The sequence below is a fragment of the Bacillus sp. FSL K6-3200 genome, from assembly GCF_038630485.1.
Taxonomy (GTDB): Bacteria; Bacillota; Bacilli; order Bacillales; family Bacillaceae; genus Bacillus; species Bacillus safensis.
The window spans coordinates 2,913,350-2,938,702 of sequence record NZ_CP152032.1 but is presented as its reverse complement, the minus strand read 5'-3'; the positions used below and the strand labels follow the sequence as shown (position 1 = coordinate 2,938,702).

28 protein-coding genes are annotated in these 25,353 nt (G+C 40.4%); 6 read left to right on the top strand and 22 right to left on the bottom strand.

Annotation, left to right across the window (positions count from 1 at the left end; translation table 11 throughout):
* Nucleotides 1-23 precede the first annotated feature (23 nt).
* From MHI60_RS14970 to rpmG, 9 genes are all read right to left on the bottom strand, one after another.
* Nucleotides 24-1,148 (bottom strand): M14 family zinc carboxypeptidase, encoded by a 1,125-nt coding sequence (locus MHI60_RS14970; RefSeq protein WP_144484638.1) that lies wholly within the window; start codon nucleotides 1,146-1,148, stop codon nucleotides 24-26.
* Between the two features lie 85 nt (nucleotides 1,149-1,233).
* Nucleotides 1,234-3,153, bottom strand: coding sequence for an LTA synthase family protein (locus tag MHI60_RS14965; protein ID WP_144484640.1), 1,920 nt, complete (start codon nucleotides 3,151-3,153; stop codon nucleotides 1,234-1,236).
* A 212-nt stretch (nucleotides 3,154-3,365) separates the two neighbouring features.
* Nucleotides 3,366-4,319: an ROK family glucokinase gene (locus MHI60_RS14960; protein ID WP_095409012.1), complete on the bottom strand. Its 954-nt coding sequence runs from the start codon at nucleotides 4,317-4,319 to the stop codon at nucleotides 3,366-3,368.
* Between the two features lie 13 nt (nucleotides 4,320-4,332).
* Nucleotides 4,333-4,536 carry a YqgQ family protein gene (locus MHI60_RS14955; RefSeq protein ID WP_144471102.1) on the bottom strand — a complete coding sequence of 68 codons (204 nt, stop codon included), beginning with the start codon at nucleotides 4,534-4,536 and terminating at the stop codon, nucleotides 4,333-4,335.
* Between the two features lie 70 nt (nucleotides 4,537-4,606).
* Complete coding sequence (locus MHI60_RS14950) at nucleotides 4,607-6,145, bottom strand: rhomboid family intramembrane serine protease (RefSeq protein WP_144484642.1); 1,539 nt, start codon at nucleotides 6,143-6,145, stop codon at nucleotides 4,607-4,609.
* Nucleotides 6,146-6,231: 86 nt separating this feature from the next.
* Nucleotides 6,232-6,405 (bottom strand): hypothetical protein, encoded by a 174-nt coding sequence (locus MHI60_RS14945; protein ID WP_162473402.1) that lies wholly within the window; start codon nucleotides 6,403-6,405, stop codon nucleotides 6,232-6,234.
* Nucleotides 6,406-6,622: 217 nt separating this feature from the next.
* Nucleotides 6,623-6,898, bottom strand: coding sequence for a hypothetical protein (locus MHI60_RS14940; RefSeq protein ID WP_342502622.1), 276 nt, complete (start codon nucleotides 6,896-6,898; stop codon nucleotides 6,623-6,625).
* A 197-nt stretch (nucleotides 6,899-7,095) separates the two neighbouring features.
* Nucleotides 7,096-7,656 carry a 5-formyltetrahydrofolate cyclo-ligase gene (locus MHI60_RS14935; RefSeq protein ID WP_144484644.1) on the bottom strand — a complete coding sequence of 187 codons (561 nt, stop codon included), beginning with the start codon at nucleotides 7,654-7,656 and terminating at the stop codon, nucleotides 7,096-7,098.
* A 48-nt stretch (nucleotides 7,657-7,704) separates the two neighbouring features.
* On the bottom strand, nucleotides 7,705-7,854 hold the full coding sequence (gene rpmG, locus MHI60_RS14930; RefSeq protein ID WP_008360061.1) for a 50S ribosomal protein L33: 150 nt from the start codon (nucleotides 7,852-7,854) through the stop codon (nucleotides 7,705-7,707).
* A 412-nt stretch (nucleotides 7,855-8,266) separates the two neighbouring features.
* Between rpmG and MHI60_RS14925 the strand changes: the two genes are divergently transcribed.
* On the top strand, nucleotides 8,267-8,614 hold the full coding sequence (locus MHI60_RS14925; protein ID WP_060697348.1) for a hypothetical protein: 348 nt from the start codon (nucleotides 8,267-8,269) through the stop codon (nucleotides 8,612-8,614).
* Nucleotides 8,611-9,111, top strand: a complete 501-nt coding sequence (locus MHI60_RS14920; protein WP_111292698.1) for an endolytic transglycosylase MltG — start codon at nucleotides 8,611-8,613, stop codon at nucleotides 9,109-9,111. The genes MHI60_RS14925 and MHI60_RS14920 overlap by 4 nt, the downstream gene beginning before the upstream one ends.
* 42 nt (nucleotides 9,112-9,153) lie before the next feature.
* Here MHI60_RS14920 and pstB (MHI60_RS14915) read toward each other — a convergent pair whose 3' ends face one another.
* The 9 genes from pstB (MHI60_RS14915) to MHI60_RS14875 form a co-directional block, all read right to left on the bottom strand.
* Entirely contained in the window at nucleotides 9,154-9,936 is a 783-nt protein-coding gene (pstB, locus tag MHI60_RS14915) for a phosphate ABC transporter ATP-binding protein PstB (RefSeq protein WP_144484646.1), read from the bottom strand.
* A 15-nt stretch (nucleotides 9,937-9,951) separates the two neighbouring features.
* Nucleotides 9,952-10,755, bottom strand: coding sequence for a phosphate ABC transporter ATP-binding protein PstB (gene pstB, locus MHI60_RS14910; RefSeq protein WP_170825867.1), 804 nt, complete (start codon nucleotides 10,753-10,755; stop codon nucleotides 9,952-9,954).
* Nucleotides 10,756-10,787: 32 nt separating this feature from the next.
* Nucleotides 10,788-11,672, bottom strand: coding sequence for a phosphate ABC transporter permease PstA (pstA, locus tag MHI60_RS14905; RefSeq protein WP_025092964.1), 885 nt, complete (start codon nucleotides 11,670-11,672; stop codon nucleotides 10,788-10,790).
* Nucleotides 11,672-12,598, bottom strand: coding sequence for a phosphate ABC transporter permease subunit PstC (gene pstC / locus MHI60_RS14900; protein WP_144484648.1), 927 nt, complete (start codon nucleotides 12,596-12,598; stop codon nucleotides 11,672-11,674). Before pstC ends, pstA begins: the two co-directional genes overlap by 1 nt.
* A 79-nt stretch (nucleotides 12,599-12,677) precedes the next feature.
* A complete protein-coding gene (locus tag MHI60_RS14895; RefSeq protein ID WP_039179996.1) occupies nucleotides 12,678-13,595 on the bottom strand; it encodes a phosphate ABC transporter substrate-binding protein in 918 nt (305 codons plus the stop codon).
* A 214-nt stretch (nucleotides 13,596-13,809) separates the two neighbouring features.
* On the bottom strand, nucleotides 13,810-15,945 hold the full coding sequence (locus tag MHI60_RS14890; protein WP_144484650.1) for a penicillin-binding protein 2: 2,136 nt from the start codon (nucleotides 15,943-15,945) through the stop codon (nucleotides 13,810-13,812).
* A gap of 123 nt (nucleotides 15,946-16,068) precedes the next feature.
* Nucleotides 16,069-17,355: an MFS transporter gene (locus tag MHI60_RS14885; protein WP_095409022.1), complete on the bottom strand. Its 1,287-nt coding sequence runs from the start codon at nucleotides 17,353-17,355 to the stop codon at nucleotides 16,069-16,071.
* A 121-nt stretch (nucleotides 17,356-17,476) separates the two neighbouring features.
* On the bottom strand, nucleotides 17,477-18,085 hold the full coding sequence (sodA, locus tag MHI60_RS14880; RefSeq protein WP_007501264.1) for a superoxide dismutase SodA: 609 nt from the start codon (nucleotides 18,083-18,085) through the stop codon (nucleotides 17,477-17,479).
* 182 nt (nucleotides 18,086-18,267) lie between these two features.
* Entirely contained in the window at nucleotides 18,268-18,753 is a 486-nt protein-coding gene (locus MHI60_RS14875; protein ID WP_039180001.1) for a DUF456 domain-containing protein, read from the bottom strand.
* A 145-nt stretch (nucleotides 18,754-18,898) separates the two neighbouring features.
* Here MHI60_RS14875 and MHI60_RS14870 point away from each other — a divergent pair, with 145 nt between their 5' ends.
* Nucleotides 18,899-19,657, top strand: coding sequence for a DUF1189 domain-containing protein (locus MHI60_RS14870; RefSeq protein ID WP_144471110.1), 759 nt, complete (start codon nucleotides 18,899-18,901; stop codon nucleotides 19,655-19,657).
* A 72-nt stretch (nucleotides 19,658-19,729) separates the two neighbouring features.
* On the opposite strand, the gene MHI60_RS14865 is transcribed toward MHI60_RS14870, so the two are convergent.
* Complete coding sequence (locus tag MHI60_RS14865; RefSeq protein ID WP_095409024.1) at nucleotides 19,730-20,275, bottom strand: GNAT family protein; 546 nt, start codon at nucleotides 20,273-20,275, stop codon at nucleotides 19,730-19,732.
* A 201-nt stretch (nucleotides 20,276-20,476) separates the two neighbouring features.
* Between MHI60_RS14865 and MHI60_RS14860 the strand changes: the two genes are divergently transcribed.
* Nucleotides 20,477-20,779 (top strand): hypothetical protein, encoded by a 303-nt coding sequence (locus MHI60_RS14860; RefSeq protein WP_039180007.1) that lies wholly within the window; start codon nucleotides 20,477-20,479, stop codon nucleotides 20,777-20,779.
* Between the two features lie 105 nt (nucleotides 20,780-20,884).
* Entirely contained in the window at nucleotides 20,885-22,000 is a 1,116-nt protein-coding gene (ispG, locus tag MHI60_RS14855; protein WP_095409025.1) for a flavodoxin-dependent (E)-4-hydroxy-3-methylbut-2-enyl-diphosphate synthase, read from the top strand.
* 43 nt (nucleotides 22,001-22,043) lie between these two features.
* Here the strand turns inward: ispG and MHI60_RS14850 are convergent, their stop codons facing one another.
* A complete protein-coding gene (locus tag MHI60_RS14850) occupies nucleotides 22,044-22,406 on the bottom strand; it encodes a DUF308 domain-containing protein (protein ID WP_039180010.1) in 363 nt (120 codons plus the stop codon).
* Between the two features lie 139 nt (nucleotides 22,407-22,545).
* Between MHI60_RS14850 and MHI60_RS14845 the strand changes: the two genes are divergently transcribed.
* Nucleotides 22,546-23,124 carry a hypothetical protein gene (locus tag MHI60_RS14845; RefSeq protein ID WP_144471114.1) on the top strand — a complete coding sequence of 193 codons (579 nt, stop codon included), beginning with the start codon at nucleotides 22,546-22,548 and terminating at the stop codon, nucleotides 23,122-23,124.
* A 66-nt stretch (nucleotides 23,125-23,190) separates the two neighbouring features.
* Here the strand turns inward: MHI60_RS14845 and MHI60_RS14840 are convergent, their stop codons facing one another.
* Nucleotides 23,191-24,108 carry an ROK family protein gene (locus tag MHI60_RS14840; protein WP_144471116.1) on the bottom strand — a complete coding sequence of 306 codons (918 nt, stop codon included), beginning with the start codon at nucleotides 24,106-24,108 and terminating at the stop codon, nucleotides 23,191-23,193.
* A gap of 225 nt (nucleotides 24,109-24,333) precedes the next feature.
* A complete protein-coding gene (locus MHI60_RS14835) occupies nucleotides 24,334-25,146 on the bottom strand; it encodes a leucine-rich repeat domain-containing protein (protein WP_144484652.1) in 813 nt (270 codons plus the stop codon).
* Nucleotides 25,147-25,353: the final 207 nt, after the last annotated feature.

The window sequence follows — 25,353 nt, the reverse complement described above, 5'->3', positions numbered from 1 at the left end:
GAAAAAGCACCAGACAGGTGCTTTTAACACTTACACGCTTCCCATAAAAGCCGCTTTGTTTTTTCATAAATCGAATCAAATTGATCCATGGAAAGAGGATTTTTCCCTAGACCAAGCTCGACTGTATAGCCTTCACTATGAAATTGATAAATAAACCAATCGCGATAGCCTGCATAGCTGTCGAGATATTGGATCGGTTTGTAGCCGCTCACTTGTTCGAATCGTTTGACCGTTTCTTTTGAGATGGCTGGCTCATGGCCAAGAAAACCCCAATAGATCTCTTCTCCTTGTGTATGAAGGGCGATCAGCCGGTCAAATCGTTTTCGCAACGCAAGATTTGCCATCGCTTTCGCTTCTGGTTCTGTTAATGGCTCTCGCCCAGGATAATCACGGTATGACGGTGCCTTCGACTGATGACGATAGTACTCGATCTCCCAATAAGCAGGGAATTGATTGTTTAAATCCACCCCTCGAATATTTGCTTTCCATTCCCGGTAATCGGAATATCCACCGTTTAGCAGTGTGAATTCTTCACGATGAAGACCTAGTGACTCCGGTCCATTACGAACCAAATCCACTCCATCTGGATTGACCATTGGCACGATGGATAAAGCGGTGGTCTGCAGGATATGAACCGCTTCATAATGTCTTGCCTGCACCGGGTCAGACGCTGCTAAGCAAAGCGACTTCAGCCATTTTAATAAAACAGATGTCGTGATCCATTCATTTGCATGAAATGAGGCATTGAGATGAATAGAATGTAAATGTTGAACAGGCTCAGTTCGGATTTCATAAATAGGTGTATCAAGCACTGATTGGCCAATGACGCTGATATGAAGAAAAGGAAATACAGCTTTCAAGCGGCTCAGCTCTTCTTCTAATTGAGCGCTATCATATTCAAATGTTCCATTGATCCAATCATCGGATTGCTGCAGTCTATAAGGTGCGATAAATCTCTGTACATCACCTATCGAATCAAATACATGGACTCCTTCTGGAAGTCTATATCCCGGTAAAAGAAGCTCATCAGTGCTTGATTGATTAGATAAATGAAAAGCAGCTTTGCCAATGCCAAGCTGCTTTGCCACATCATCCTTCCCTGTTTCATGCAGCTGCCATTCAATTTTTCCAAACGACGTTGTCTTCATTTACATCCCTCCTCTCATACTATATGAGCCGTCAGGCAAAAAAAGAAAACCTCTGCTTCTAAAATAGCAAAGGTTTTCTCATCTGTTAGGACGCCTTTTTCAGCTCCGTTTCACCTTCTTTTTTGGATGGTGAATGGTCCGGGCTGTTTCGATCATAAAATCTAAGAAGATCCCCGTAAATGATTTGATCAGAGAATTGAAGCTCCTGCTTCGCTTTCTCTTCATAAGACTGACACACGTTTTTATCATCTGCTGGCTCGCCTGTTTCTTTATTGTAGCAAACACCATCTGTAAAAATGCTGTCCTTCGTAATAAAGCTTCCATCACGGAGTACTGTAAAGTCATTCGTATCTTTCGATAAAAGGTCATGACCAAATTGAATTTGTTTACTTGTATCAATTCCTAGAAGATTGAGTACAGTTGGGCGGATATCGACCTGACCGCCTACCGTATCAATTTCTTTTGGATGTTGATCTGTCACCCCTGGAATGTGTACAACAAACGGGACTTTTTGAAGCTGCACTTCTTCAAATGGCGTAATCTCTTTATTTAAGAATTGCCCCATAGCTTCGTTATGGTTTTCAGAAATTCCGTAGTGATCCCCATACAAAACAAAAATGGAATTATCGTATAAGCCAGCTTCCTTCATCTTTTTAAAGAAAAGCTTAAGGGCTTCATCTTGATAACGCACTGTAGGGAAATACTTGTTCAGCGTTTTACTCTTTGAATCATATTCATCAATGAGCTTATCTTCTTCATCTAAATCAAAAGGGAAATGGTTCGTTAATGTAATCAATCTCGTATAGAAAGGCTGCGGGATCGATTTCATTAATTCAGCGGACTGTTCAAAGAACGGACCATCTTTCAGTCCCCAGCCAACCGAATTTTCTTCATTCACATCAAATGATTTAATATCAAAGAACTTGTCGTAGCCAAAGCTATCGTAGATAAGGTCGCGGTTCCAGAAGCTTTTGTTATTCGCATGAATAACAGAAGAATGGTAGCCCTCATCCTTTAACAGCTCAGGTGTCGCTGTATACTCATTACTTGGATTTGTGAAGAACACAGCCCCTCTACCTAGTGGATAAAGAGAATTATCTACAATAAACTCTGAGTCAGATGTTTTCCCTTGACCTGTTTGGTGGTAAAAATTAGTGAAGTTATAGCTCTTCTTGATCAATTTGTTTAAAAACGGAGTAATTTCTTTCCCGTTTAATTTTTCATTGATTACGAAACTCTGTGTAGACTCAAGTGATACAAGAATGACATTTCGTCCTTTTGCTTGACCAAATGTCTTGTCATTACGGTCCGTTTGATTTGCGCTTACATAGTTTTCAATTTCAGTTAAGCTATTACTATCAGCAAGAGCTCGTTGGGCGGATTGCTTCGATTGCAATACCCCATCATAAATATGGAAGTTATATAAGCTGATATTTTTCACCAGCATCTCACGGTCAAATGAGCGAGTAAGCAGTTCTGGTCTTTCTGTTTCAGCTAAACCAAGGTTAAAGAAAAATGTAGCTGCCACAAATAAGTAATATGCCGCTCGTTCTTTTCGTGAAATTGTGACATCTGTTCTAAAGGAAGGCTGTTTTTTATAGAGCCAAATTAAAATGATGATATCAACGAACATCAGTAAATCGACTGGTTCAATTAAAGAGGTAATACTTGACCCGAGGTCACCCATATTGTTTGTTTGAAATAGGACGGGGATGGTTAGAAAATCACTATAGAATCGATAAAACACAATGTTGGCTAACAAAATGAATGTCAGGATAAAGCTTGTCACAATGATATATCGATTGCGATTTTTTTCTTTGAAAAATAAACCGATACCGAAGATAAACAAAAGAAAGCTAAGTGGATTAATAAACAGGATAAACTCCTGCATGAAATTTTCAATTTTAATATTGAAGCTAGATTTATAGATAACATAGGTTTTGACCCACATGAGCAATGTCGCAATCAGTAAAAATGAAATCGCCTTTAATCTTTTCTTTCGCATTGTAACCTCCTTATGCTAAGCACGCACCTAGGCTCTGGATATACCCTAATTATTGGTGCTTCTTGAAAAATAACTAAAGTATATCTTATCCTGTATATGATGGAAAATCAATGTCTTTTTCCTTATGACAAACTTATGAATATGCTAAACATTCAATTTCATGCCTATCTATCGCTTTTTTTAATAAAAATGACATCATTATGACTTTTTGTTCAAGACAGCCATTTGTTTTTTGCCATCCATGCACCGCCGATGACCCCTGCATCGTTTCCGAGTGATGCAATCACCACTTCGACATCGTCTGCGCAAGGCGGGAAAGCATGTTGTTTCACAATGCGCTCTACTTTACTGCGAAGAAGTTCACCTGCTTTTGAAACACCGCCGCCAATCACAATTTTTGTTGGGTTTAAAGCACTAGCAAGATTCGCTAGGACAAGTCCAAGATGTGTCGTTACTTCTTCTACGACACGCATTGCAAGATCATCTCCGTTTTCTGCCGCTTCAAATACGTTCTTTGCTGATAGCGAAGCGAGAGTGCCAAGTGAAGATGTGTGCTGCTCGGTTTCTAATTTATGCTTTGCAATCCGGACGATGCCAGTTGCGGATGCGATCGTTTCAATACAGCCTGTTCTTCCGCAGTTACACGGTGCTCCTTGGAATGGAACGGCACAAATATGGCCTATTTCTCCTCCAGCACCTGTCTCCCCTTGAACAACTTCACCGTTTACGATGATGCCGCCGCCAACCCCTGTTCCAAGTGTGACCATCAGGATATTTTTTGCGCCATCTCCTGCACCCTTCCACATTTCACCGAGTGCAGCAATATTCGCATCATTTTCAATGACAGATGGAAGCCCCGTCTCTGCCTCTAGATGATCTTTCAACGGATAGTTTGTCCAGCCCAGATTCGTTGTTTTATAGACGATTCCAGATACTTTATCAACAGGTCCAGGTGCACCCATTCCGATCCCAATAAGTGCTGATTTCGGCATACTGATCTCAACCAGTTTATGGTCAATTGATTTGGCAATATCGACTGTGATCGTCTGCCCAGATTTATCCGTAGGAATCTCCCACTTATGCTGTATTTCACCATATAGATTAATGAACGCAAGCTTAATTGTCGTACCGCCAAGATCAATACCTACAAACCAATCCCCTGTCATATGCCCTCCACCTTCACATTGTTTTTCGATTTAATTTGGCTAGTTCCATTTGAAGAATGGTCATTGCATTTGACCATTCGGCCCGGTCAATAACGCCCGATGTATACATTTCCTTCAATTCGTCTGCCATAAATTCTAATTCTACTTCACGATCTCCGAAATACACATAATTTCCAAATCTCATGAGCAGCTGCTGTACATCATATAACGTTTTCATTGTTTCCACCATTTCTTCTCATCAACAGATAGGATAAGCGTATTCATAAATGCGCTTTCAGTCAAGTCATTCAACGTGTTTGACTATTTTCGATATATTGTTTCAACTTTAAAAATTGATCATTTTGAGGATCTTGTTTTAACGCTTTCGCTAATAGATCCTCTGCTTTCGCTGTCTCTCCTTTTTCTACGTATAAAAGCGATAAATGATACAGTTTATTTGGATCATCTGGATCTTTTTCAAGCGACTTTTGTAAAAATTGAATAGCCTTATCAAGTTGGCCCTGCTGCGCTTCCGATAGTGCATAGATATGAAGTGCCTCAGCTGATGCATCTTTATCGTGCACATATTCCTCTAGTCGTTCACTTGCTTCGCTATACTTTTTCTCATCAAATAAACTTGCTGCCTCACTTGTTGCCGCTGCTTCCTTTTGATCGTCAGAATGAAACCCTGTATACAATCCAAAACCGCCAATAAAGAGCAAAGCAGCACTCGCAAGAAGCATTTTAACAGGCTGGATCTGTTTAGGCAGACGGACAGCTAATGCGGTGAAAAAACCGCCAACCAGACCGCCAAGATGCCCTGCATTATCAATACCTGATACAGTGAAGCCTATTCCAAGGTTGATGAGGATAATGACAATAATATTTGTCCCCATCGTCCGAAAGAAAAGCTTCCGGTTGGAGATGGCTAAATATAACAGTGCACCTAAACAGCCAAAGATCGCCCCTGATGCGCCGGCTGCAATTGCCGTATTAAACACAAAGCTCGCTATAGAGCCAAAAATGCCGGAAATCAAATAGATGAGCAAAAATCTTCCCGACCCATAAATTCTCTCAACAGCCGCTCCAACGGACCAAAGAGCAAAAGTATTAAAGAGTAAATGCGTCAAGCCAATATGTAAAAACATTGGTGTAATCAGGCGCCACCATTCTCCATCTAAGATCAGCACATTATTTTTAGCACCAAATGCTGTTAAAGTTGCCGTATTGGTACTACCGCCAGACAGCTCAAGTAAAAGAAACATTACTGCTTGAACAGCAATCAGCAAGTAGGTGAAAATGGGTCTGCCATTTTGAAAAACGGCCAATTCTCGTTCACGCTGCTTTTCCTGATCATCAAATGCCTGAAGTACGTTCATTTTAAGCCGCATTACATCCTCATCTGTGTCTCGCTTCGCTTCTTCTACATCAACTGCAAGAGATGTATTCAGCCATTTTTGCAGTTCGTTTACATCGTTTTGAAGCTTCTCTGCATTGAGCAGCACAGGAGTAACTGTCACCTTATTCTCTTTTTGCGGCTGACCGTTTAGGTCTTCCCAATCATCTACTGGAACATCGGTTGTAAATTGCAGCTGTAAAAGATGAAGAGATCGTTTACGCATAGCTTCTCTAAGTTGATTGATCCGATATGTTTGCTCCTCGATATCTCGAACGATCTCTTGCCTAAAATTCACATCTTTTCTATATAGACGGATGAGATCATAACCTGAGTTTCGTGGTGCTTCAAAAAATATTTCATCTTCTGGGTACGGACTTTGAATCATCTCGTATCCTTTTTGTCTTAGTTCATCAACAACTCGCCAAAATAGACTATCTATGACATTCATACATTCGCGCTCCATTTTTTACATTATTATAGCAAGAATCGTTCTTATCCGCATTTCTAAACAAAAAAATCCCGGCTTTTGCGGGATTAGAATGCTTGGCGAATAAATTTCGTCCGAAAATATGGAATTTTCATCAGCCATTTAATTAAAAAGTGACGTACTTGATTTTGGCCTAAAATTAAATTCATGAGCCGATAACGATTTTGCACGAGAACGAATGCAAACAGTGTGAACACAATGCTCCAAATCATTTTATTCATCATATTCCCTCCTATGTTCGTATCGTGGCTTAAATAGGATTTGTTTATGCATGAACCATCGTTTTTATCGCTTAAAAGGTCCCTTTCATAAGCAGGCCTTCACAATCTAATCCCTTGTTCTTTTGATTGAATATAATAGACCTCTCCGCACTTTGATTGATCATAAGAAACTTCAAATCGATGAAGGTCGATTAAGTCCTTAAACGTATGAGGCATCTTACAATTCGGCTCTAACTCCTCCACCTTGTGCGGGAAGTAACTGTCGTATGGATTTGCTTGTATGTACATATACAGCGTCTAAACCAGGGTCATGTTCGTGAATACAAATCCAAGTTTGGTATGGCTTTTCAAAGCCTTCAAGCTGTTTTAGCAGCCTATGATATAAAGCGATATAAGCTTTGATATGCTCTTTTCTTATTTTTAAGCTATTTTCCCCGACTCCAAAAAAATCAAGGTGCTTATGCCAAAAAAAAAAACCATGAATCATGATCAAGTTTTAAGTATTCACTTCCTCCCACATATTACGGAAGTATCTTTTCTTTCCACGAAATTTTTTCAAAACATATCCCCCGTCAGCTAAAATGCCTTTTAATGAAGAATGTTGATCGCTATCGTTCATATGACTTTTGATCATAAGCAAGCACTTTCACTCAACACAAAAAGCCCGTTCATACGTATAAGCAGCGGACTTTATTTTGGATATAAGGTACCTTTCTCACTGACCATGATTGAGACCGGGATGTCATGCGTTTCAGCCGGAATATGTTCAGTTTGCTGTACTGACAAACAAAGGGCAAGCGTTTCACCGTGATAGTCAACTAAGTAGCGGTCATAATAGCCGCCTCCATATCCGATACGGTAGCCTTGTCGATCGAAGCACACACCAGGCACAATGATCAAATCGATTGATTCTTTAGATGCAGCGGCCGACGCCAGAGGGTCTGGCTCTGATAGCCCAAAGTAGCGGGATATCATTTTCGTTTCCGGTGTATATTCATAAAACGTCATCTCTTTTGTTTCCGGAAAACAGGTGGGTACACATACTGTTTTTCCCTCCTGCCATGCTTTTTCAATTAGAGGCATTGTCGGTACCTCTTTTCCTCTAGACATGGTAAGTGCAATCGTATTCGCTTGTTTCCATGCTGGCAGTTGAAACAAATGCTCATGAAGTAAAGCGGTGCTTCGCTTGAATTCCTCGGCACTCATCTCGTCCAGCTTGGCTAATGTTTGAAGGCGAAGCTCTTTTTTCACACAGATCATCTCCCATCATAAAAAAACAGCAGGAAAATTCCCTGCTGCTTACTTTGTTTCACGATGTAAAGTTTGTTTTTTATCACGTGAGCAATACTTTTTGAATTCAACGCGATCTGGATTGTTTCGCTTATTCTTTTTAGTAATATAGTTACGCTCACCGCATTCAGTGCAAGCTAGAGTAATATTTACGCGCATGTTTTTCCCTCCAAACTAAAATCAATTCACATTCAGACCTAACTATAATACCACTTCTAGCTTAGGAATGCTAGAATGTTTTTTCACCAATTTCAATTTCAGTGCAATCCGTTTGCGTTCTGATCCATATCGCACGGTCATTTCATGAAAAATGGCATGCTCCCCTATAAAACGTCAATCTTTGTCGTACTGTATACATGAGAAACCCTCTTTTATTTTGACAGCGAGCAAGGTTTTCATACTCGTTTTTCATATAAAAAGAAAAAAGATGAAAAAAAGGTGATTTTTTCAGCAATTCCTTTTGAAACTAGCTTTTTTATGGTATAAAAAAGAAGGGTCGAAAACTGTCTGAAACAATCATGAAAGCTTTTATGGCTTTCAGCATTAAAATATGAATAAAAGGTGATGAAACATGGAAATTGCAATTATCGGATTGCTTGTTGTCAGTATCGTACTGATCGCATTCTCATATTTTCAAAGAGAGCCGATTAAAGAAGTCGAGCAGGAACTTGAAACACTTCAACTATCTGCAATGCAAGAAATCTATAAACTGAAAAAGAAAATGAAGGTTCTTGAAGAAGAATTGCTTGAAACAAACATCGTCGTCCGCAAACATTCAGAAATTGATCCATCTATCGCAAGACAAATCATTTCAAAGCATCAAAATGGCATGTCTCCTGAAGCCATTGCGCGCGCTGAGCATGTATCTGTAGAAGAGGTCAACATGATCATTAAAGACAACGAGAAGGTGCTTGTATGACGAAAAAAAGCATCCAAACGTTTGCGGCAGGTATGATTCTTGCAACTGGTGTTCTGGCGATCGTTTTTTTCCTCACTGGAAAAGATGAAGCGGCTGCTGATACAACAACAAAAGAAACGCTCGCAGCGAAAGTAACAGACACTGACGTGAAAAACTATTTAGACTCTAAAAAAGAAGTCTCCGTCAGCCGTGAAACATATCAGCAGCTTCTTGATTATAAAGAAAAAGCACTGAAGGCAAATGAAGACGGCGATTCTAAGAATGATAAAGAAACATCTAACAAGCCTAAAGGCAAATCGATCAAATTCGTCATTAAAAATGGGATGAGCACAAGTGATGTTTCAGACATGCTTGAAAAGGACGGAATCATCAACTCGTCTAAAGATTTTAATGATTACGTGATTGACGCCGGCTACCATAAAGAAATTCGTGCAGGCAAGTTCAATTTAAAAACAGGGATGACGTTCAAACAAATCGTCAAAGCCTTAACAAAATAACAACAAAACCCCCTGGCGGCGATGACCTCCAGGGGGTTTTTATTATCCAAATCGACCAGATATATAATCATTGGTTCTTTGATCATTTGGCTCAGAGAACATCACATTCGTATCATTGACCTCAACAAGCTCCCCCATTAAGAAGAAGGCTGTTCGGTCTGATACCCTAGCCGCTTGCTGCATGTTATGCGTCACAATGGCAATCGTGTATTTCTCTTTTAATTTCATAATCAATTCTTCAATCTTTAATGTTGAGACAGGATCAAGCGCTGATGTTGGTTCATCCATTAATAAGATGTCTGGACTTGTAGCAATGGCTCTTGCGATACAAAGACGCTGCTGCTGACCGCCAGAAAGACCTAATGCAGGCACACTTAAACGATCTTTCACTTCATCCCAAAGGGCAACATCACGAAGCGCTTTTTCAGCGATTTCTTTCAATTGCTGTTTGCTCTTCACTCCGTGAATTCTTGGCCCGTAGACGACATTATCAAAGATAGACTGAGGGAATGGGTTCCCTTTTTGAAAGACCATCCCGACGTTTTTACGCAGTTCCACTAAATCGACACGGCCTTTTAAAATATTGTCACCGTTATACATCATATCCCCGTTAATTTTCACACCTGGCACTGTTTTGACCATGAGATTTAAGGTCTTTATAAATGTTGACTTTCCGCAGCCGGACGGACCGATAATCGCCGTGACTTCATGCTCTCTAATGTCTAAATTAATATGCTTCAGTGCGTGATGCTGCCCGTACCAAAGGTTCATATCATTCACACGAAACACTTCTTTTTTGGCTGTTTCAGTTGCTACTGCATTCATCAAAATCCACCCGCCTTATCCAAATCGACCATTGATATAGTCTTCTGTTTTTTGCTGCGCAGGACGTGTAAAAATACGTTCAGTGGCATCATATTCTACTAGATCACCGTTCAGGAAAAAGGCCGTATGATCAGATACACGTAACGCTTGCTGCATGTTGTGTGTCACAATGACGATCGAATAATCATTTTTCAACTCTGATAGTAACTCTTCAATTTTTGCATTTGAGATCGGATCTAGGGCAGATGCTGGTTCATCTAATAAAAGAACGCTGGGCTTCATCGCAAGTGTACGTGCAATACAAAGGCGCTGCTGCTGGCCGCCGGATAATGACAACGCCGAGCGGTGCAGACGATCTTTGACTTCATCCCAAAGCGCCGCTTTTGTTAAGCTTTCCTCTACCGCATCATCAAGCACTGATTTTCTTTTTTCACCTGCATACTTTAACGCGTGGGTAATGTTATTGTAGATTGATTTAGGAAATGGGTTTGGTTTTTGGAAAACCATACCGATCTCTCTTCTCAAATTCACCACATTAATACGGTCATCCAAAATATTGAGCCCTTCGTACATGATCGCCCCTTCACTTCTCGCACCTGGGATCAAGTCGTTCATGCGGTTAATGCTGCGTAAAAAGGTTGATTTCCCGCAGCCGGATGGGCCAATTAATGCGGTAATTGCGTTTTTCTCTATTTCAAATGAAATGTGATTGACCGCTCTTTTTTCACCATAATAAATGCTTAAATCCTGCACCTGTAAAATCTGTTCCGCTTGAAGTGGAGCCTTTTTTGCTGCAATCTCTTTTTTTTCTGCTAGCATTTGAACCATATCCCCTTCACACCTCTCTCATATTATTTTGACGTAAGCTTCTTATGAATAAATGAACCAAGCCATCTAGCTGCTAAGTTGAATACTAAAACTGAAAGCACAAGTACGGCTGATGCACCATTTGCAATGGCCTCTGCATCTGGAATGATTCCTTGTGTATTGACGTTCCATATATGAACGGCTAATGTTTCTGCCGGTCTAAAAATATTCAGCGGTGACGTATCAGAAAATGGACTCCAGTTTGTAAAATCAAGACGCGGTGTGGTGAGCCCTGCTGTGAAAAGAAGCGCTGCTGCCTCCCCGAAGACTCTTCCAGATGCTAAAATCGCACCGGTAATAATAGAAGGAATCGCACCTGGAATCAGGACCGTCTTCACTGTATGCCATTTCGTCACACCAAGCGCTAATGATGCTTCCTTTTGATCCTTCGGTACAGAGCGAAGCGCGTCTTCTGTCACCCTAACCATCACTGGCAGGTTAAACACAGTGAGCGCAAGAGCTCCTCCGATGATCGTATAGCCCCAGCCTGTTAAATTGACAAACATGAGTAAACCAAACATACCAATGACAATGGAAGGAAGTGAAGACAGCACTTCAATACATGTGCGAATAAAATCAGTGACTTTGTTTTGAGGCGCATATTCAGCCATGTACACTCCGCCCCCGACACCAAGTGGTACTGTGATCAGCATTGTAATAAACAAAATGTAAAACGAGTTAAACAGCTGATCCCTAATGCCGCCGCCAGAGCCAATTGCACTTGAGCGAGTTGTCAAAAAGTCAAAATTTAATTCTTTTGCACCGTTGAAAATGATATAAGAAAACAAACCAACTAGGATCGCCGTGATAATGGCGGCACATAATCCAAAAACAAACGTGGCAAAACGATCGGTCATTTTGCTATTCATTAAATCTTCCTCCTAGACGACAAGTATCTGATAATGAGTATGAACATAAACGATACAACTAGAAGGACAAGCCCCATTGACCAAAGTGTATTGTTTTCAACACTTCCATACGTTGTGTGACCCATGTTTAACGTAATAATGGTTGTTAATGTACCAGCTGTATCCATAATGCTCTCTGGTAAATTACGCGTGTTTCCAATGACCATCTGAACGGCAAGGGCTTCTCCAAATGCTCTTGCCATTCCAAGAACGACTGCTGTCATTAATGTTGGAAGAGCTGCTGGTACAAGCACACGTCTAATCGTTTGCCACCTTGTAGCACCAAGTGCATACGATCCCTCACGCAAGCTTTTTGGAAGGGAAGCCATTGCATCAGTTGCAATGGATGTAACGGTTGGCAGAATCATAATAGACAGGACAATTGTTCCTGCTAATACGCTATGCCCTGAGCCGCTTGATTTGAAATGTCCGATAAACGGCACCAATACTGTAAGACCTATGAATCCGTAAACAACGGATGGAATCCCTACAAGCAATTCAATGACTGGCTGGAGAATTTTACGTCCCCATGCAGGTGCAATTTCTGTCATAAAGATCGCTCCTGCGATGCCTAGCGGCGCTGCAATAAGTGCCGATAGAAGCGTGACGGCGATCGATCCAAAGATAAAAGGAAATGCGCCGTACTCCGGGTTTTCTGCTGTTGGGTTCCAATTGATACTGGTTAAGAACTCAATTGGGCTTACACCATTTACGATGAAAGATTGTAAACCCTTAATGCCAAGGAAGATGGTGATGGCGATAGATACTGCAATCATTAAGAATGCGCAGAATTTCACCAAAACACTTCCTCTTACTTCATCCATTTGCCTATTTTTCTTCGAGCTGATCAGCCGATCGCTCGCTTCTGTATGTTCTATCTGCTTCATCTTTTTCTACACTCCTATGAATGTCATAAAAGGAAAAGTGAAATGCTCCACTTTTCCTTCATCAGCAATTCAAGACCTCTTACTTATCTGATTGTTTGCCTGCTGCGTCTCTTTCTACTTTCATATTAGAAACTGAGATGTAGCCTTGATCTTTGACGATTTCTTTTTGTACTTCGTCACTCATAAGGTAATCTAAGAATTGTTTTGCTAGACCTTCCGGCTCACCTTTTGTATAAGAGTGCTCGTATGCCCAAATTGTATATTTACCGCTTTCTACATTGCTTTCTTCTGGTTTCACACCATCAATGCTAAGCGGTGTAATTTTGTCATCTGTTAAATAAGAGAATGCTAGGTATCCAATCGCACCTGGTGTTTCTGCAATCAGCTTTTTCACTGTGTTTGAAGAATCTTCTGTGATTCCTTCTGCAGGTGTTGCACCATCAAGTGCATATTTCACAAATGTTGCACGTGTTCCTGAAGAATCAGGTCTGTTAACAAGCGTGATTTTTTGGTCTTTCCCGCCAAGCTCTTTCCAGTTTTTGATTTTACCAGTGAAGATTTTTTTCAATTCGTCCTTTGTGATGTCTTTGACACCCACTTCAGGGTTTACAGCTGCGGCCATTCCAACAACTGCTACTTTGTGGTCTTTTAAAGCTTTTGCGTCGACTCCGTCTTTCTCTTCAGCGAATACATCTGAGTTACCAATTTGTACAGATCCTTCTGAAACTTGAGAAAGTCCTGTTCCTGAACCGCCGGCTTGTACTTGAATATCGGCTTTTGGATGTTTATCCATGAATTTTTCTGCTGCCGCAAGAACTAAAGGCTGCATCGCAGATGATCCTGAGATGGTAATGGAACCTGATGCCTCATCTTTGTTTGAAGCATTTCCTTTACTGTCTTTTGAATCTCCGCTTGAGCTGCTGTTTCCGCATGCTGTGACGAATGCTAACAATGCGATAGTAAGGAAAGTAAGCAGCCATAATTTGTTCTTTTTCATTTCAAGAATACCCCCTGAATAATTTGTCCTACGAGTAATACATTAAAGGTTCTTTATTAATTTCGTTTAAATGGAATGTTAAGGTTTTGTAAATGTCGAAGTTTTGTAGAGAAATTGCGGCGTTTTTTATGAATTTTGTCAATTTATATCGGAGTTTTTGAAGAAAACGTAAAAAAACGCCCACAAAAAGTGAGCGTTTTTACCTATGAAAGGTCTAGTTATTTGTTTCTGCTTCATTTTCAATTTTGTTTTTGTTTTTCGCCTGTGTATCATTGCTTTCCTGTTTTGATTTCAGTTCAAAGTACTTGTCTAATACTTGTTCACCAATATCATTTGTAATTGGATATCGCTGGTTGTAGTCTTGATACACCCATGGCACGACAACAGAAATGGCCACTTCTGGATTATCAGCAGGCGCATACGCTACAAGAGTTGTGTTATACGTCGGTGTACCGCGCTTGCTTTTAATTGGACCGTCATAGAATGATTGAGCGGTTCCTGTTTTGCCTGCTGGATTATACTTTTTGTTGCCAAAGTTTGAATAGGCTGTCCCTCTTGGGTTCTGCATGACAAGCTTGAAGCCTTGCTGGACACGCTTGATTTCATCACTTGTCATGTCTAGCTTATTCAATACATCTGGTTTGACGGATTCCGTTACAGCTCCAATACCGCGCTGCGGATCTGGCTCTCTTACTTCTTTGACAAGCTGCGGACGTAAACGATACCCGCCATTTGCAATGGTTGAAACGTATTGCGCCATTTGCAGCGGTGTAAATGTATCATACTGTCCAATCGCATAGTCAAGTAAAAGGCCCGATTGTGTAGACGATCCTCTGTAGCCTGTTGCTTCGTTTGGCAGGTCAATACCTGTTTTAACTCCAAGGCCAAATTTACTAAAATTGTAGCGGAACGTATCAAATGCTTTCGGATCAATTGGGAGCGGCTGATTCTTACGATATTCGCTTTTCCCAATGGCGATTGCTGTTTTAAACATATACACGTTTGATGAACGCTCTAGTGCTGTTAAATCATTAATGAGTCCCATATTTTGATAGGATTTCTTTGGCGGTGACTGGGCGATATAGAGGGGTTCATCGTATTGGGTACTTCCAATATGAATAGCGCCTGTTTTATATCCAGTCAGTACCGTTGCCCCTTTTACTGCTGATCCCATCGCATATGAGGAAGTCATCGTTCCTAAAGAGTAGTCATCGAATTTGTATTTTCCGTTTTTGTTAGAAATCTGCTTACCCGCAACAGAAAGAACCTCTCCGTTTCTTGGGTCCATCATGACAACAAATGCGCGGTCAAGAAGCTCAGTTCCCCCTCTTTGTTTCGCACTTCTCAAGTTCTTTTCAATAATTTTTTCAACCGCTTTTTGCAGCTGAATATCAATTGTAAGCACAAGGTCTTTCCCGCTCTTACCTTCTGTTAACACTTTAGAGCTTGTGACATTGCCCTGTTTATCCGTTGTACTTTGTTCTTTTTCCTTTTGGCCCTGCAGGACATCTTCATATTGATATTCAAGATAGCTTTTTCCTACACGGTCATTTCGGCTGTAGCCGAGTGATAGATAATGCTCAAGAAGTGACTGCGGAAGACCTTCATCACTTGAAGACACACTACCGAGCATACTGCGGAGCAGTCCTTTATACGGATAGCTGCGTGACCAGTCTGTCGTCACATCAACACCTGGCAGCTCGTCCAAATGCTCAGAGACATAAGCAATTTCACTTGGCTTTACATCTTCATTTTTAATAAATTGAGGCGTCAGTGCATAACCTGCATCCATCTGCCTTTTAATGGCAAGCACTTGTAAATCTTTTTTCGTCAGTTGATTTAATTCCTTGTCTGTGATGCGTTTTAGCTGAAGCTCATATAGTTTATCATCAGAGACCTTATCGTCACCCTTTAATTCTGATTCCTTTTGAACAAGCTTTTTCGCTTCATTTGGATGCGTTAAGATCCAGTAATCTTTTTTGTCACGATCTGTGATTTTTTTCGTACTCACATGAATCATATCCGCTAATTTTGATGCCACTTTGAGCCGCTCTTCTTGTGAAGTCGTCGAGGTTCTCGTATATGTAATGGCATTTAGTGCTTTATTGCTGACAATCGTATTGTAGTTTCGGTCGTAAATTTTTCCGCGCGGAGCAGATGAGCTGACATTCACATCCTCTTGTTTTTCTGCCTGCTTTTTATAATCTTCTCCATTGACTATTTGCACAAACCCGAGTCTAACGACAACGCCGGTAAAAATAATAAACGCAGCTAAAAATAATAAATTCAGCCGGATCGGAAGTGTTTTGCGCCCTTCCTTCGCGTCTTTTTTGTTTTTCTTGTTTCTCATCACATCACCTTTTCTATCAAGAAAGAAATGGCACCCCTTTTTTGTGTATAAAAGGTGCCATCATCATTTTAGCGGTTTTTCTATCATTTATCTAGAAATTTGATGTTCCATTGGTAAGAAATTTTACCTTTCTCCCTTAATAAGGTTCGTGTGAGAAACTGGCTTTTGACCGTCAGCCTCTTTCATATCAGCTGTTTTTTCTTTCAAATGAATATCTTTTACAAAATAATAAATGAGGGTATGTCCCGCTCCGAGCACAACAAGAGATGCAGGGATTCCGAGCTCATCACCTAGTAAGGTGACAGACAGCAGGAACAAAACAATCGAACAAATTCGGCCAGCATTTAAAAATAGCTCTCTGACCACAATATATTCAATTCGGGCCTTTCTGGCATACCTTGCATGGCCGATGACATCATATGTTAAGGATACATAAGGAACAAGCAGGAGCGGATATCCTATTGCAATGGCTACCGCATACATCAGAAGTGAAACATAGGACAAGTGGAAGACGATTAAAAACAAGGCGCCGTATAAAATCAGCCCGCCAAGCATGATGGCCTTCTTCCGCCACTTTTTCTTAATCAAACGTGTAGCGAAGAAATATGCAAAAAACGCAACACCTGAATTCACTAAACCAAACGTCCCGAGAGCAAGCTCACTGTTTGTTGCAATAAACACGAAGACACTGATTAAGAAGACAAAGACCCCTTCACGAAGCCCTTGAAAAAAATGAGCTGTTGTAATCTTACGCCAATTCTCGTCTGCATGGCGTTCTTTCCAAATTTGTTTGATGATAAATTTGCCTTTTGACTGCCTTCTTTTAAGGAAAAAGCTCATCACAACCGCTAGTGAAAACAAAAAAAGCGATAACGTGAAAATGACTGTGTAGCCTGTATCATCCGTTAACTGAGAAATGACAATCCCCGCAATGAGAGGACCAATCATGCCGGCAGTTGAAGTAAGCACTCCGAGAAATCCATTAAAGAAGTCTCTTGTTTCAGGCTCGGTGATTTCAAAGGTGAGTACGTTAAATGCAAGCCAGTAAAAACCATAACCGATCCCAAGGACACTTCCCAATAAAACAAGCCGTGCGGCCGCTTGTTCTCCTGCCATTAAAACAATTAAATAAAAAGCGGCTAAAAAAATGACACCGAAACGAAGGACAAACGCCCGGTCTATTTTTTTAGCGAGCCGGCCAGCGAATAAAAACGTAATGGGCTGAAGCACCACAATGGCCAAGTTATAAATCGCAAGATCCGTGAATTTCCCGGACTGTTTCCATAAGTACACATTTACAAACGTATTCGAAAGCGCAATGGCAAGTGCATATAACCCGCCAATCGTGAGGAGGAGCAATAAATCTCTTGTAACATCCATGTCCCCGAACATTTTTTTTAATCTGCTCATACAATTCATTCTCCTTTTCTACACAATAGTCTGTCTCATCAAAAGGCAGATATGTAAAAAAAGGAGGGAAAATATAAAAAGACCTGCTTCTCTTGAAAGCAGGTCTTTTCGAATCAAATCATTATTTTGCTTCACTGTAAAGGCGAGCTACTTCATCCCAGTTCACAACATTCCAGAATGCTGAAATGTAATCAGGACGACGGTTTTGGTAGTTTAGGTAGTAAGCATGCTCCCAAACGTCTAGTCCTAGAATTGGCGTTTTTCCTTCAGTTAAAGGAGAATCTTGGTTTGGCGTGCTTGTGATTTCAAGTTTTCCGTTGTTCACAACAAGCCATGCCCAACCAGAACCAAAGCGTCCTGCAGCTGCTGCAGCGAAATCAGATTTGAATTTTTCAAATCCACCTAATTCTTTTTCGATTGCATCTGCAAGTTCACCAGTTGGTGCGCCGCCACCGTTTGGTGAAAGAAGCGTCCAGAATAATGAGTGGTTCGCATGTCCTCCGCCATTGTTACGTACAGCTGTACGAATGTTTTCAGGCACTGAGTTTAAGTTAGCCACTAGCTCTTCAATTGATTGATCTTCAAGAGCTGATACACCTTCGATTGCTTTGTTTAAGTTTGTTACGTATGTGTTATGGTGTTTTGTGTGGTGAATCGTCATTGTTTCCTTGTCGATATGTGGTTCTAATGCATCGTAAGCATATGGTAATTCTGGAAGTTTAAAAGCCATGGTTAAATTCCTCCTTAAAATGTATGTACTGAAATGCTTCCTTTTGTAAGTCAGCAATTCACCCTACTCAAAGAGTATCAAAAGAAACAGCTTGTTTCAACGTTATTGCTCATGTTCTGAAACATTTCAGTGTTTATTTTGTAATTAGCCCTTTTGAAAAAGTTTTAAACACCCTTTTTCAACTAGCGAAGGACATAAAATAAAAAGATGCCCAGCATCAGCGCTTGAATCAATCCTTTTGCAAAAACACCTGATACAAATCCAATTAATGAGCCTAATCCAACTTTCACACTCGTCTTCAGATCTTTTTGATGAACAAGGAGCTCAGCAATGACACTCCCGAGAAATGGACCAATAATAATTCCTGCAATGGGTATCACAAAAGGACCAGCTAATAACCCAATGGTGCTTCCCCAAATAGCTGCCTTGCTGCCGCCAAAGCGCTTTACCCCAATAAGATTTGAGACATAATCTGCCGCAAATAAGACGGCAGTAAACATGGCTTGAATAAGCCAGAACGTCAGTGTTAGCGGCTCGAAGCTAAAAAAGAAACCATATAGAATAAATCCGAGAACCATAAAGACCACACTCGGGATAATTGGATAAACAAGTCCAACAAACGCAATGATAAATGCACAGCCAATCAGTATCCAATACAGAACGTCCAAGACTGCCGCCTCCTTTTTATTTGCTGTATACATTATGCCTCATTCCCTCTATCTTAACCAGTGATGAGATGGCCATACTTGTACTTGATGGATAGACATTGATACAATATGAGAAATAGAAAAGAATGTAGGAAGTGAATGGGTATTGAACGTATTTAATCTATTGTTAAAAGGAATTTATTCACCAAAAGATATTGCTAAAGCACGGTTTACAGGGATCGGTAAAGCGATTTTATTCATTTTTATCCTCTCAATCATCGCAGCAGTTCCTCAGGGGTATCATATGAGCCAAGAAATCTCGAATGCGATGTCAGGATTTCAGCATGTGATCAAAAAAGATTTACCCGACTTTTCAATCGAAAAAGGAAAGCTTCAAGCAGATCAAAGTGAACCAATAGAAAAAGAAGAAAACGGCATCACGATCATCTTTGATCCTGCTGAAAAAATAAAAGCAAGTGAGCTTGAATCAAAGCAAACGGCTATCGCTTTATTAAAGGAAAAAGCAGTGATTGCCATTGATGGACAAACGACAGATATTCCATACCAGCTCCTTGGTGGAACACTGACAAAAGATGAACTCGCTCGGGTTACAAATCAGAACCAAGCGATTATCATCCCTGTCATCTGTGTACTGCTATATCTATCAACTGCAGCTCTCATGTTTATCAGCGCAACATTCCTTGCGATGCTTGGTACATTTATTAAACGAATGCAGCAAAAAGAGCTGTCCTTCCAAATGCTTTGGAAGCTCTCCGCTTATTCACTCACATTAACAACGGTCTTTTTCGCCATCATGAGTGCACTAAACACGCCTGTTGCAAACTCATTTTTATTAAATTGGGTCATTAACTTTATCTTTTTATATCTTGTTGTGAAAGAAATTCCTGCAAAAAAAAGCAAATGATCAATCCAACAAGGATATGTCTACACAATGAAAGCTCCCCCGACTCGGAGGAGCTTTTTATGTATGGTCATGCTAGGACTCATCAGGATGAATGATCGCAAACAAATAGTGATCCTCCCACACTCCATTAATCTTTACTTTTTTACGATTTAGTCCCTCATTTTCAAAACCTGTCTTTTCAAGTACACGAATGGAACCCTTATTACTCGGCTTTACTCCAGCCTCAATACGATGGAGATTCAACTCAAAAAAGGCATAGTCAATGATTAAACGAATGGCTTCTGTCATATATCCATTTCCGCCCTGCCTTTGATCGAGTACATACCCAAGCCATGCTCCTTCTATTGGACCTCTTACGACAGAACTTAATGAGATCGTCCCGATTAAAGCATCGGTTTCATTTAAGAAAATACCATGCATGTAAGATTCATCTTGTGCACTTCTTTGCACACCGCGCTGAATCCGTTCAATTTGACGAGGTAACGTGAAGAAATCATCTTTGACCAAAGGTGTAAATTCTTGAAAATATGAGCGATTCTCAAGCTCTAATGTTAACAGTGATTCGGCATCATTTTCTGTTAGTGTTCTCACATATATATGCTGACTAACCTTCTTCATAAAATCCCCCCCTTATTATTTTATCATAATGTCCATATGAGGTTGCTCTCCTATTTAACTACACCAGCGGGCCAAGAAGTTTTTATTACAAGGCTTACTAGAACTAACTAGATCCATCCTTTCCAGCTTTTCTCCTCTTTTTGGTTCTATCATTTCAGGACATGCATAGACTGAAGTAAACTCTTAAAAGCGGTGAGTAAAATGCGGCGAATTCTTTTTTTACTAATCAGTTTGTTTGTCCTCTTTATTATCTTTTTTGATTTAAAAAATGGAACCATTCCTGTTGAAGAAAATCCAGCCGTTCCAGCAAGTGCCCTTCAAACAGCTGAGAAAAAGACATATAAGAACGTCACTGTAAAACAAGGTGAAACAGTCCTCTCCATCGTACATACAAGCAAGCCGCTTGATGACGTCATTAAAGATTTCGAGGAGCTGAATCAAGGTGTGAAAGCGAACGAAATCAGGGCCGGCAGCACATATAAGTTTCCTGTCTATAAGAGATAAAACGTTAATTCCTTGTCATTCATACAAAGAGACTGTTACAATATGAACTGTAAAACACGACGTACACGGCAAAGGATTGCTTGTACACTAAGGAGCGATTGACAAGTGAGTGAAGTCACACATCGTACTAAAACGCGTCCCGTCAAAGTGGGACCTTTAACTATAGGTGGAAATAATGAGGTTGTCATTCAAAGTATGGCAACAACCAAAACACATGATGTCGAAGCGACAGTCGCTGAAATTAAACGTTTAGAAGAGGCAGGCTGTCAAATCGTGCGTGTCGCATGTCCAGATGAGCGTGCAGCAAATGCAATTGCGGACATTAAAAAACAAATTAACATCCCGCTTGTTGTGGATATTCATTTTGACTACAAGCTTGCACTGAAAGCGATTGAAGCAGGCGCAGACAAAATCCGAATCAATCCAGGAAACATCGGAAGAAGAGAAAAAGTAGAAGCGGTTGTCAAAGCAGCAAAAGAAAAAGGCATTCCAATTCGTATTGGCGTAAACGCTGGTTCATTAGAGAAAAAAATTCTTGATAAATACGGCTATCCAACAGCAGATGGTATGGTCGAAAGTGCACTGCATCACATTAAAATTCTAGAAGACCTAGACTTTCATGACATCATCGTCAGTATGAAAGCATCTGATGTAAACCTTGCAATTGAAGCATACGAAAAAGCGGCTAAAGCCTTTGATTATCCTCTTCACCTTGGGATTACAGAATCAGGTACGTTATTTGCAGGTACAGTCAAAAGTGCAGCTGGACTTGGCGCTATTTTGAATATGGGGATTGGTAACACACTCCGTATCTCATTAAGTGCTGACCCAGTTGAGGAAGTAAAAGTAGCACGTGAATTGTTGAAATCATTTGGTCTTGCATCAAATGCAGCAACACTGATCTCATGCCCAACCTGTGGACGAATTGAAATTGACCTCATCAGCATTGCCAATGAAGTCGAAGAATATATTTCTAAAATCAAAGCACCGATTAAAGTAGCAGTTCTCGGCTGCGCTGTTAACGGTCCTGGTGAAGCACGTGAAGCGGACATCGGAATCGCAGGCGCTAGAGGCGAAGGCTTATTGTTCCGTAAAGGTGAAATTGTTCGTAAAGTACCAGAAGAAACAATGGTCGAAGAACTGAAAAAAGAAATCGATAAAATCGCTGAAGAACATTATGCGAAAATGGAAGCTGAAAAAGAAAAACACGCGAATGCCTAACAAAAAACGCCTGACTGTGACGTCAGGCGTTTTTCTGTTCTTGTTAAAAGAACGGGGTGATAAATATGCCTAGGATGACGGAAACAATTCCGATCCCAATTGACCACGCGCCAAGCGCATGTGCTCCTTTTCTTCTTGCAATATAACCAACGACGATTGCCGCTACCCCTAATAGCACCGGCAAGACAAATAATGAGATAATCGCAATCGCGAGTGCTGTATAGCCTATCCCTTTACTGCCTGAATCGTCACCTGCATGGTCACGTCCTCGTCTATCTTCTCGATCTCTTGAAGCTTGATATGGCTCTGCAATTTCAGCAGCTGTTTCCTCTAAATAGCCATCATCATTACTAAAGTGTGTGTCGATTTCACGATCATTTCTTCTGAAATCCTCGTCTCTTTCCATGATCAATTCCCCCTTTTGGTTAATAGAAAGGAGCTTTTTTAGTATGAGCAAAAATGTCTGTTTCATGTTTGCTAAAACTTGCTGGAATTGTGAATTGATTATGTTACACTTTAAGAGTATAAAAATGAGGAGTGTGGGCATGTTACGTTTAGGAATTGATATTGATGGTACAGTGACGGCACAGGACACCTTTGTTCCCTACTTAAATGAGTCGTTCCAATGTGCCATGACACTAGATGATATGACAGAGTATGATTTGACGAAGCTTTTAAAGATTTCTCAAGAAGAATTTTGGGGCTGGATGGATCAGCACGAGCCTCTTATTTATAAACAGGCAAAGCCTGCTGAGGATGCAAAAGAGATCCTCGACCAATTGAAGCAGCAGCACAAACTGATTTATATTACAGCAAGAAGGCAGCAGCATTCGGATATTACCTACAAGTGGTTTCAAGAACATGATGTGCACTATGATGCTATTGAGCTGGTTGGCGGTCATCATAAGCTGGAAGCCGTTCAAAAGCACAAGATTGATGTATTTTTTGAAGACCATCATGGCAATGCCACAATGATTGCAAAAGAAGCTGACATCCCGGTTATTCTTTTTAACTCCCCTTATAATCAAATGCCAATTGACGACAGAATTATTCGCGTGAACAACTGGCAGGAAGCGTCTCAATGGATCAAACAATACGAACAGCGTCTGCAAACTGCTTATTAATATAACTGAGTGAGCACCGAAGCGGAACAAACCCGAGGAATAGTCTACACGCTGAAGCCGATACATTTAATGTATCGGCTTTTTTGATGGAGCAAGCTGCCCTTCTTTCATTAGAAAATGGTACAGTGCCCCCTTCATGCCTGCCTGATTCAAGTAGTAGCAAGTTTCCAGCTTCACCTGAATATTCTTCCACGCATGCAGTGTATGTAAATGTTTTTCAATGTTTTGTAATAAATCTGTTCTTGCACTTACGCCTCCGCCAATGAGGATTTTCTCTGGGTTAAGAACAGTCGCTACATTGTAAATGCCAATGGCTATTCGCTTGTACCATTGATCCACCAGCTTCTCAATGGCCGGATCATGCTTCGTCTTTTCAAAAATCTCTTGGCCGTCTATTTGAGTACTTTGCGGAATTCCTTGCTTTTCTTTATAGCTCCGAATTAATCCTGCTGTTGAAGCGCTGCTGTTGAGAGTTGTAAACTGGCCATTTTCCGTTTCTGTCAGCATCATGCCAAATTCACCACCGCGGAAGGAAGCCCCGCGCACAAGCTGACCATCAGCAAAAATACCACCGCCAACACCCGTGCCAATCGTCATACAAATAAAGCTGTCACAATCTTTCGCATTGCCGCTATATTTTTCTGCGAGAGCTGCACAGTTCGCATCATTCTCCACTTCTACACGAAGAGACGTTTTCTCTTCTAAAAGTGTTTTTACATTTTGACCATTTAAAGCGATGATGGCGCCTGCAAATTCTGTATAACCTGATTCACTGTCCACAAAGCCCGGAAGACTGATGGCGATACCGCTGACATCCTGCATCCTTTGATATTGCATGACCACATTCGCCATGGCTTCTAAAAACGGTTCAAGCTGCCGGCAGTTCGTTTCATAGTCACCGCTTGTGACCAGCTCCCCATCCTGATCCATTAATCCATGTTTTGTTCTCGTCCCGCCTACATCAAACACGACATAACACGCCACTTTTGACCCTCCCTTTACTCCAAAAGACACAAATTTCTTCAGTACCTTGTTCTCATTTTAATGAAACAGCCGCCCTTTGTAAAACGTTTTCAAAAAGACAAGAGAAATCGCAGCTCTGCGGCTAACTGATTCGGTTTTGAAGTATCAATAGAACACCATTTACCATGAAGTTCATTATCCATTACATTAGCAATAGAAAAAGCAATGGAATTGATTTTCCATTGCTTAATTTATATACTTTTCTTGGTACGCTTTAAATTGTTCTTCGTATTTTTGCAACTTTTCCCCATCAACTTTTGAATTTAATTTCGGTTTTCGTTTTCCAATCACCATCACATCTTTATCAACAATAGGACTTGATAAAAAGATGTATGGTGCAAAACGATCACACTTCGTATTTGGGAGGGTTACGGATAATCTAGCATATTCTTCTGTCGGGAATTGGTTCGAAATTTCAAGTTCCTTGAGCCCCTCTAATTCCGATATCGGCTCTAAAGACTCGTCCTTCACTTTTATATTTGATAAGCACAGATATTTTAAATTCTTGAGGTATCTTAAAGGTTGAAGAGTATTTATATTTAATGTATTCCAAATCCCGCCTGACAATTGTAACAATTCTAAACCAGTGTTTTTTTGCAAAGGGGCTATGTCATTTAACTTTGAAAAATCTGTTATGGATAAAGATTTTAAAAAAGTGTTTTTTGATAAATCCCATAAACTTTGTGCCTTTGTATTCCATTCAAGTGCCAATACCTCAACATCTTTAAGAGAACTGATGATTGATAAATCTTCTACTCTCATTTCATGCACAAAGAGCATTTTGGGATTAACTAAGCTCAAGATCGTATTGAAATCCTTTTGGTTCACTTTGTAAATCCACAATTTCGTCAGGTTAGAAAAAGATTTCAACCTTTCAATATTTTTTGTTTTTCCTGTGATTAACAACTCAGTGGAATTTTCATCTACATCGGCTAAATCATGAACAACTTCTGGTCGTGCATCATTACGAAAAATATATTCAGGGTGTTCTTTTAGCATTCTTTTACCTCCACATCTACTAATGACGGAATATCTAAATTAATTTTATCAGAATTTTGGAGTCAAAACATGATCATCGTTAGCTCCTGCCGATATTTCTAACAAGGGAAGTTAGTAAAATGCCTATATAAAAACAAATAAAAGAACTCCAATTCAAATACGAATTGGAGTTCTAATCAGCTGACTGATTTATTTTTTCCACTTTAA

What these genes read in the sequence shown, in the direction of transcription:
- MHI60_RS14970 (WP_144484638.1), bottom strand. Translation starts at nt 1,148, where the DNA reads ATGAAGACAACGTCGTTTGGAAAAATTGAATGGCAGCTGCATGAAACA.
- MHI60_RS14965 (WP_144484640.1), bottom strand. Translation starts at nt 3,153, where the DNA reads ATGCGAAAGAAAAGATTAAAGGCGATTTCATTTTTACTGATTGCGACA.
- MHI60_RS14960 (WP_095409012.1), bottom strand. Translation starts at nt 4,319, where the DNA reads ATGACAGGGGATTGGTTTGTAGGTATTGATCTTGGCGGTACGACAATT.
- MHI60_RS14955 (WP_144471102.1), bottom strand. Translation starts at nt 4,536, where the DNA reads ATGAAAACGTTATATGATGTACAGCAGCTGCTCATGAGATTTGGAAAT.
- MHI60_RS14950 (WP_144484642.1), bottom strand. Translation starts at nt 6,145, where the DNA reads ATGAATGTCATAGATAGTCTATTTTGGCGAGTTGTTGATGAACTAAGA.
- MHI60_RS14945 (WP_162473402.1), bottom strand. Translation starts at nt 6,405, where the DNA reads ATGAATAAAATGATTTGGAGCATTGTGTTCACACTGTTTGCATTCGTT.
- rpmG (WP_008360061.1), bottom strand. Translation starts at nt 7,854, where the DNA reads ATGCGCGTAAATATTACTCTAGCTTGCACTGAATGCGGTGAGCGTAAC.
- MHI60_RS14925 (WP_060697348.1), top strand. Translation starts at nt 8,267, where the DNA reads ATGGAAATTGCAATTATCGGATTGCTTGTTGTCAGTATCGTACTGATC.
- MHI60_RS14920 (WP_111292698.1), top strand. Translation starts at nt 8,611, where the DNA reads ATGACGAAAAAAAGCATCCAAACGTTTGCGGCAGGTATGATTCTTGCA.
- pstB (WP_144484646.1), bottom strand. Translation starts at nt 9,936, where the DNA reads ATGAATGCAGTAGCAACTGAAACAGCCAAAAAAGAAGTGTTTCGTGTG.
- pstB (WP_170825867.1), bottom strand. Translation starts at nt 10,755, where the DNA reads ATGCTAGCAGAAAAAAAAGAGATTGCAGCAAAAAAGGCTCCACTTCAA.
- pstA (WP_025092964.1), bottom strand. Translation starts at nt 11,672, where the DNA reads ATGAATAGCAAAATGACCGATCGTTTTGCCACGTTTGTTTTTGGATTA.
- pstC (WP_144484648.1), bottom strand. Translation starts at nt 12,598, where the DNA reads ATGAAGCAGATAGAACATACAGAAGCGAGCGATCGGCTGATCAGCTCG.
- MHI60_RS14895 (WP_039179996.1), bottom strand. Translation starts at nt 13,595, where the DNA reads ATGAAAAAGAACAAATTATGGCTGCTTACTTTCCTTACTATCGCATTG.
- MHI60_RS14890 (WP_144484650.1), bottom strand. Translation starts at nt 15,945, where the DNA reads ATGAGAAACAAGAAAAACAAAAAAGACGCGAAGGAAGGGCGCAAAACA.
- MHI60_RS14885 (WP_095409022.1), bottom strand. Translation starts at nt 17,355, where the DNA reads ATGAGCAGATTAAAAAAAATGTTCGGGGACATGGATGTTACAAGAGAT.
- sodA (WP_007501264.1), bottom strand. Translation starts at nt 18,085, where the DNA reads ATGGCTTTTAAACTTCCAGAATTACCATATGCTTACGATGCATTAGAA.
- MHI60_RS14865 (WP_095409024.1), bottom strand. Translation starts at nt 20,275, where the DNA reads ATGAAGAAGGTTAGTCAGCATATATATGTGAGAACACTAACAGAAAAT.
- MHI60_RS14860 (WP_039180007.1), top strand. Translation starts at nt 20,477, where the DNA reads ATGCGGCGAATTCTTTTTTTACTAATCAGTTTGTTTGTCCTCTTTATT.
- MHI60_RS14850 (WP_039180010.1), bottom strand. Translation starts at nt 22,406, where the DNA reads ATGGAAAGAGACGAGGATTTCAGAAGAAATGATCGTGAAATCGACACA.
- MHI60_RS14845 (WP_144471114.1), top strand. Translation starts at nt 22,546, where the DNA reads ATGTTACGTTTAGGAATTGATATTGATGGTACAGTGACGGCACAGGAC.
- MHI60_RS14835 (WP_144484652.1), bottom strand. Translation starts at nt 25,146, where the DNA reads ATGCTAAAAGAACACCCTGAATATATTTTTCGTAATGATGCACGACCA.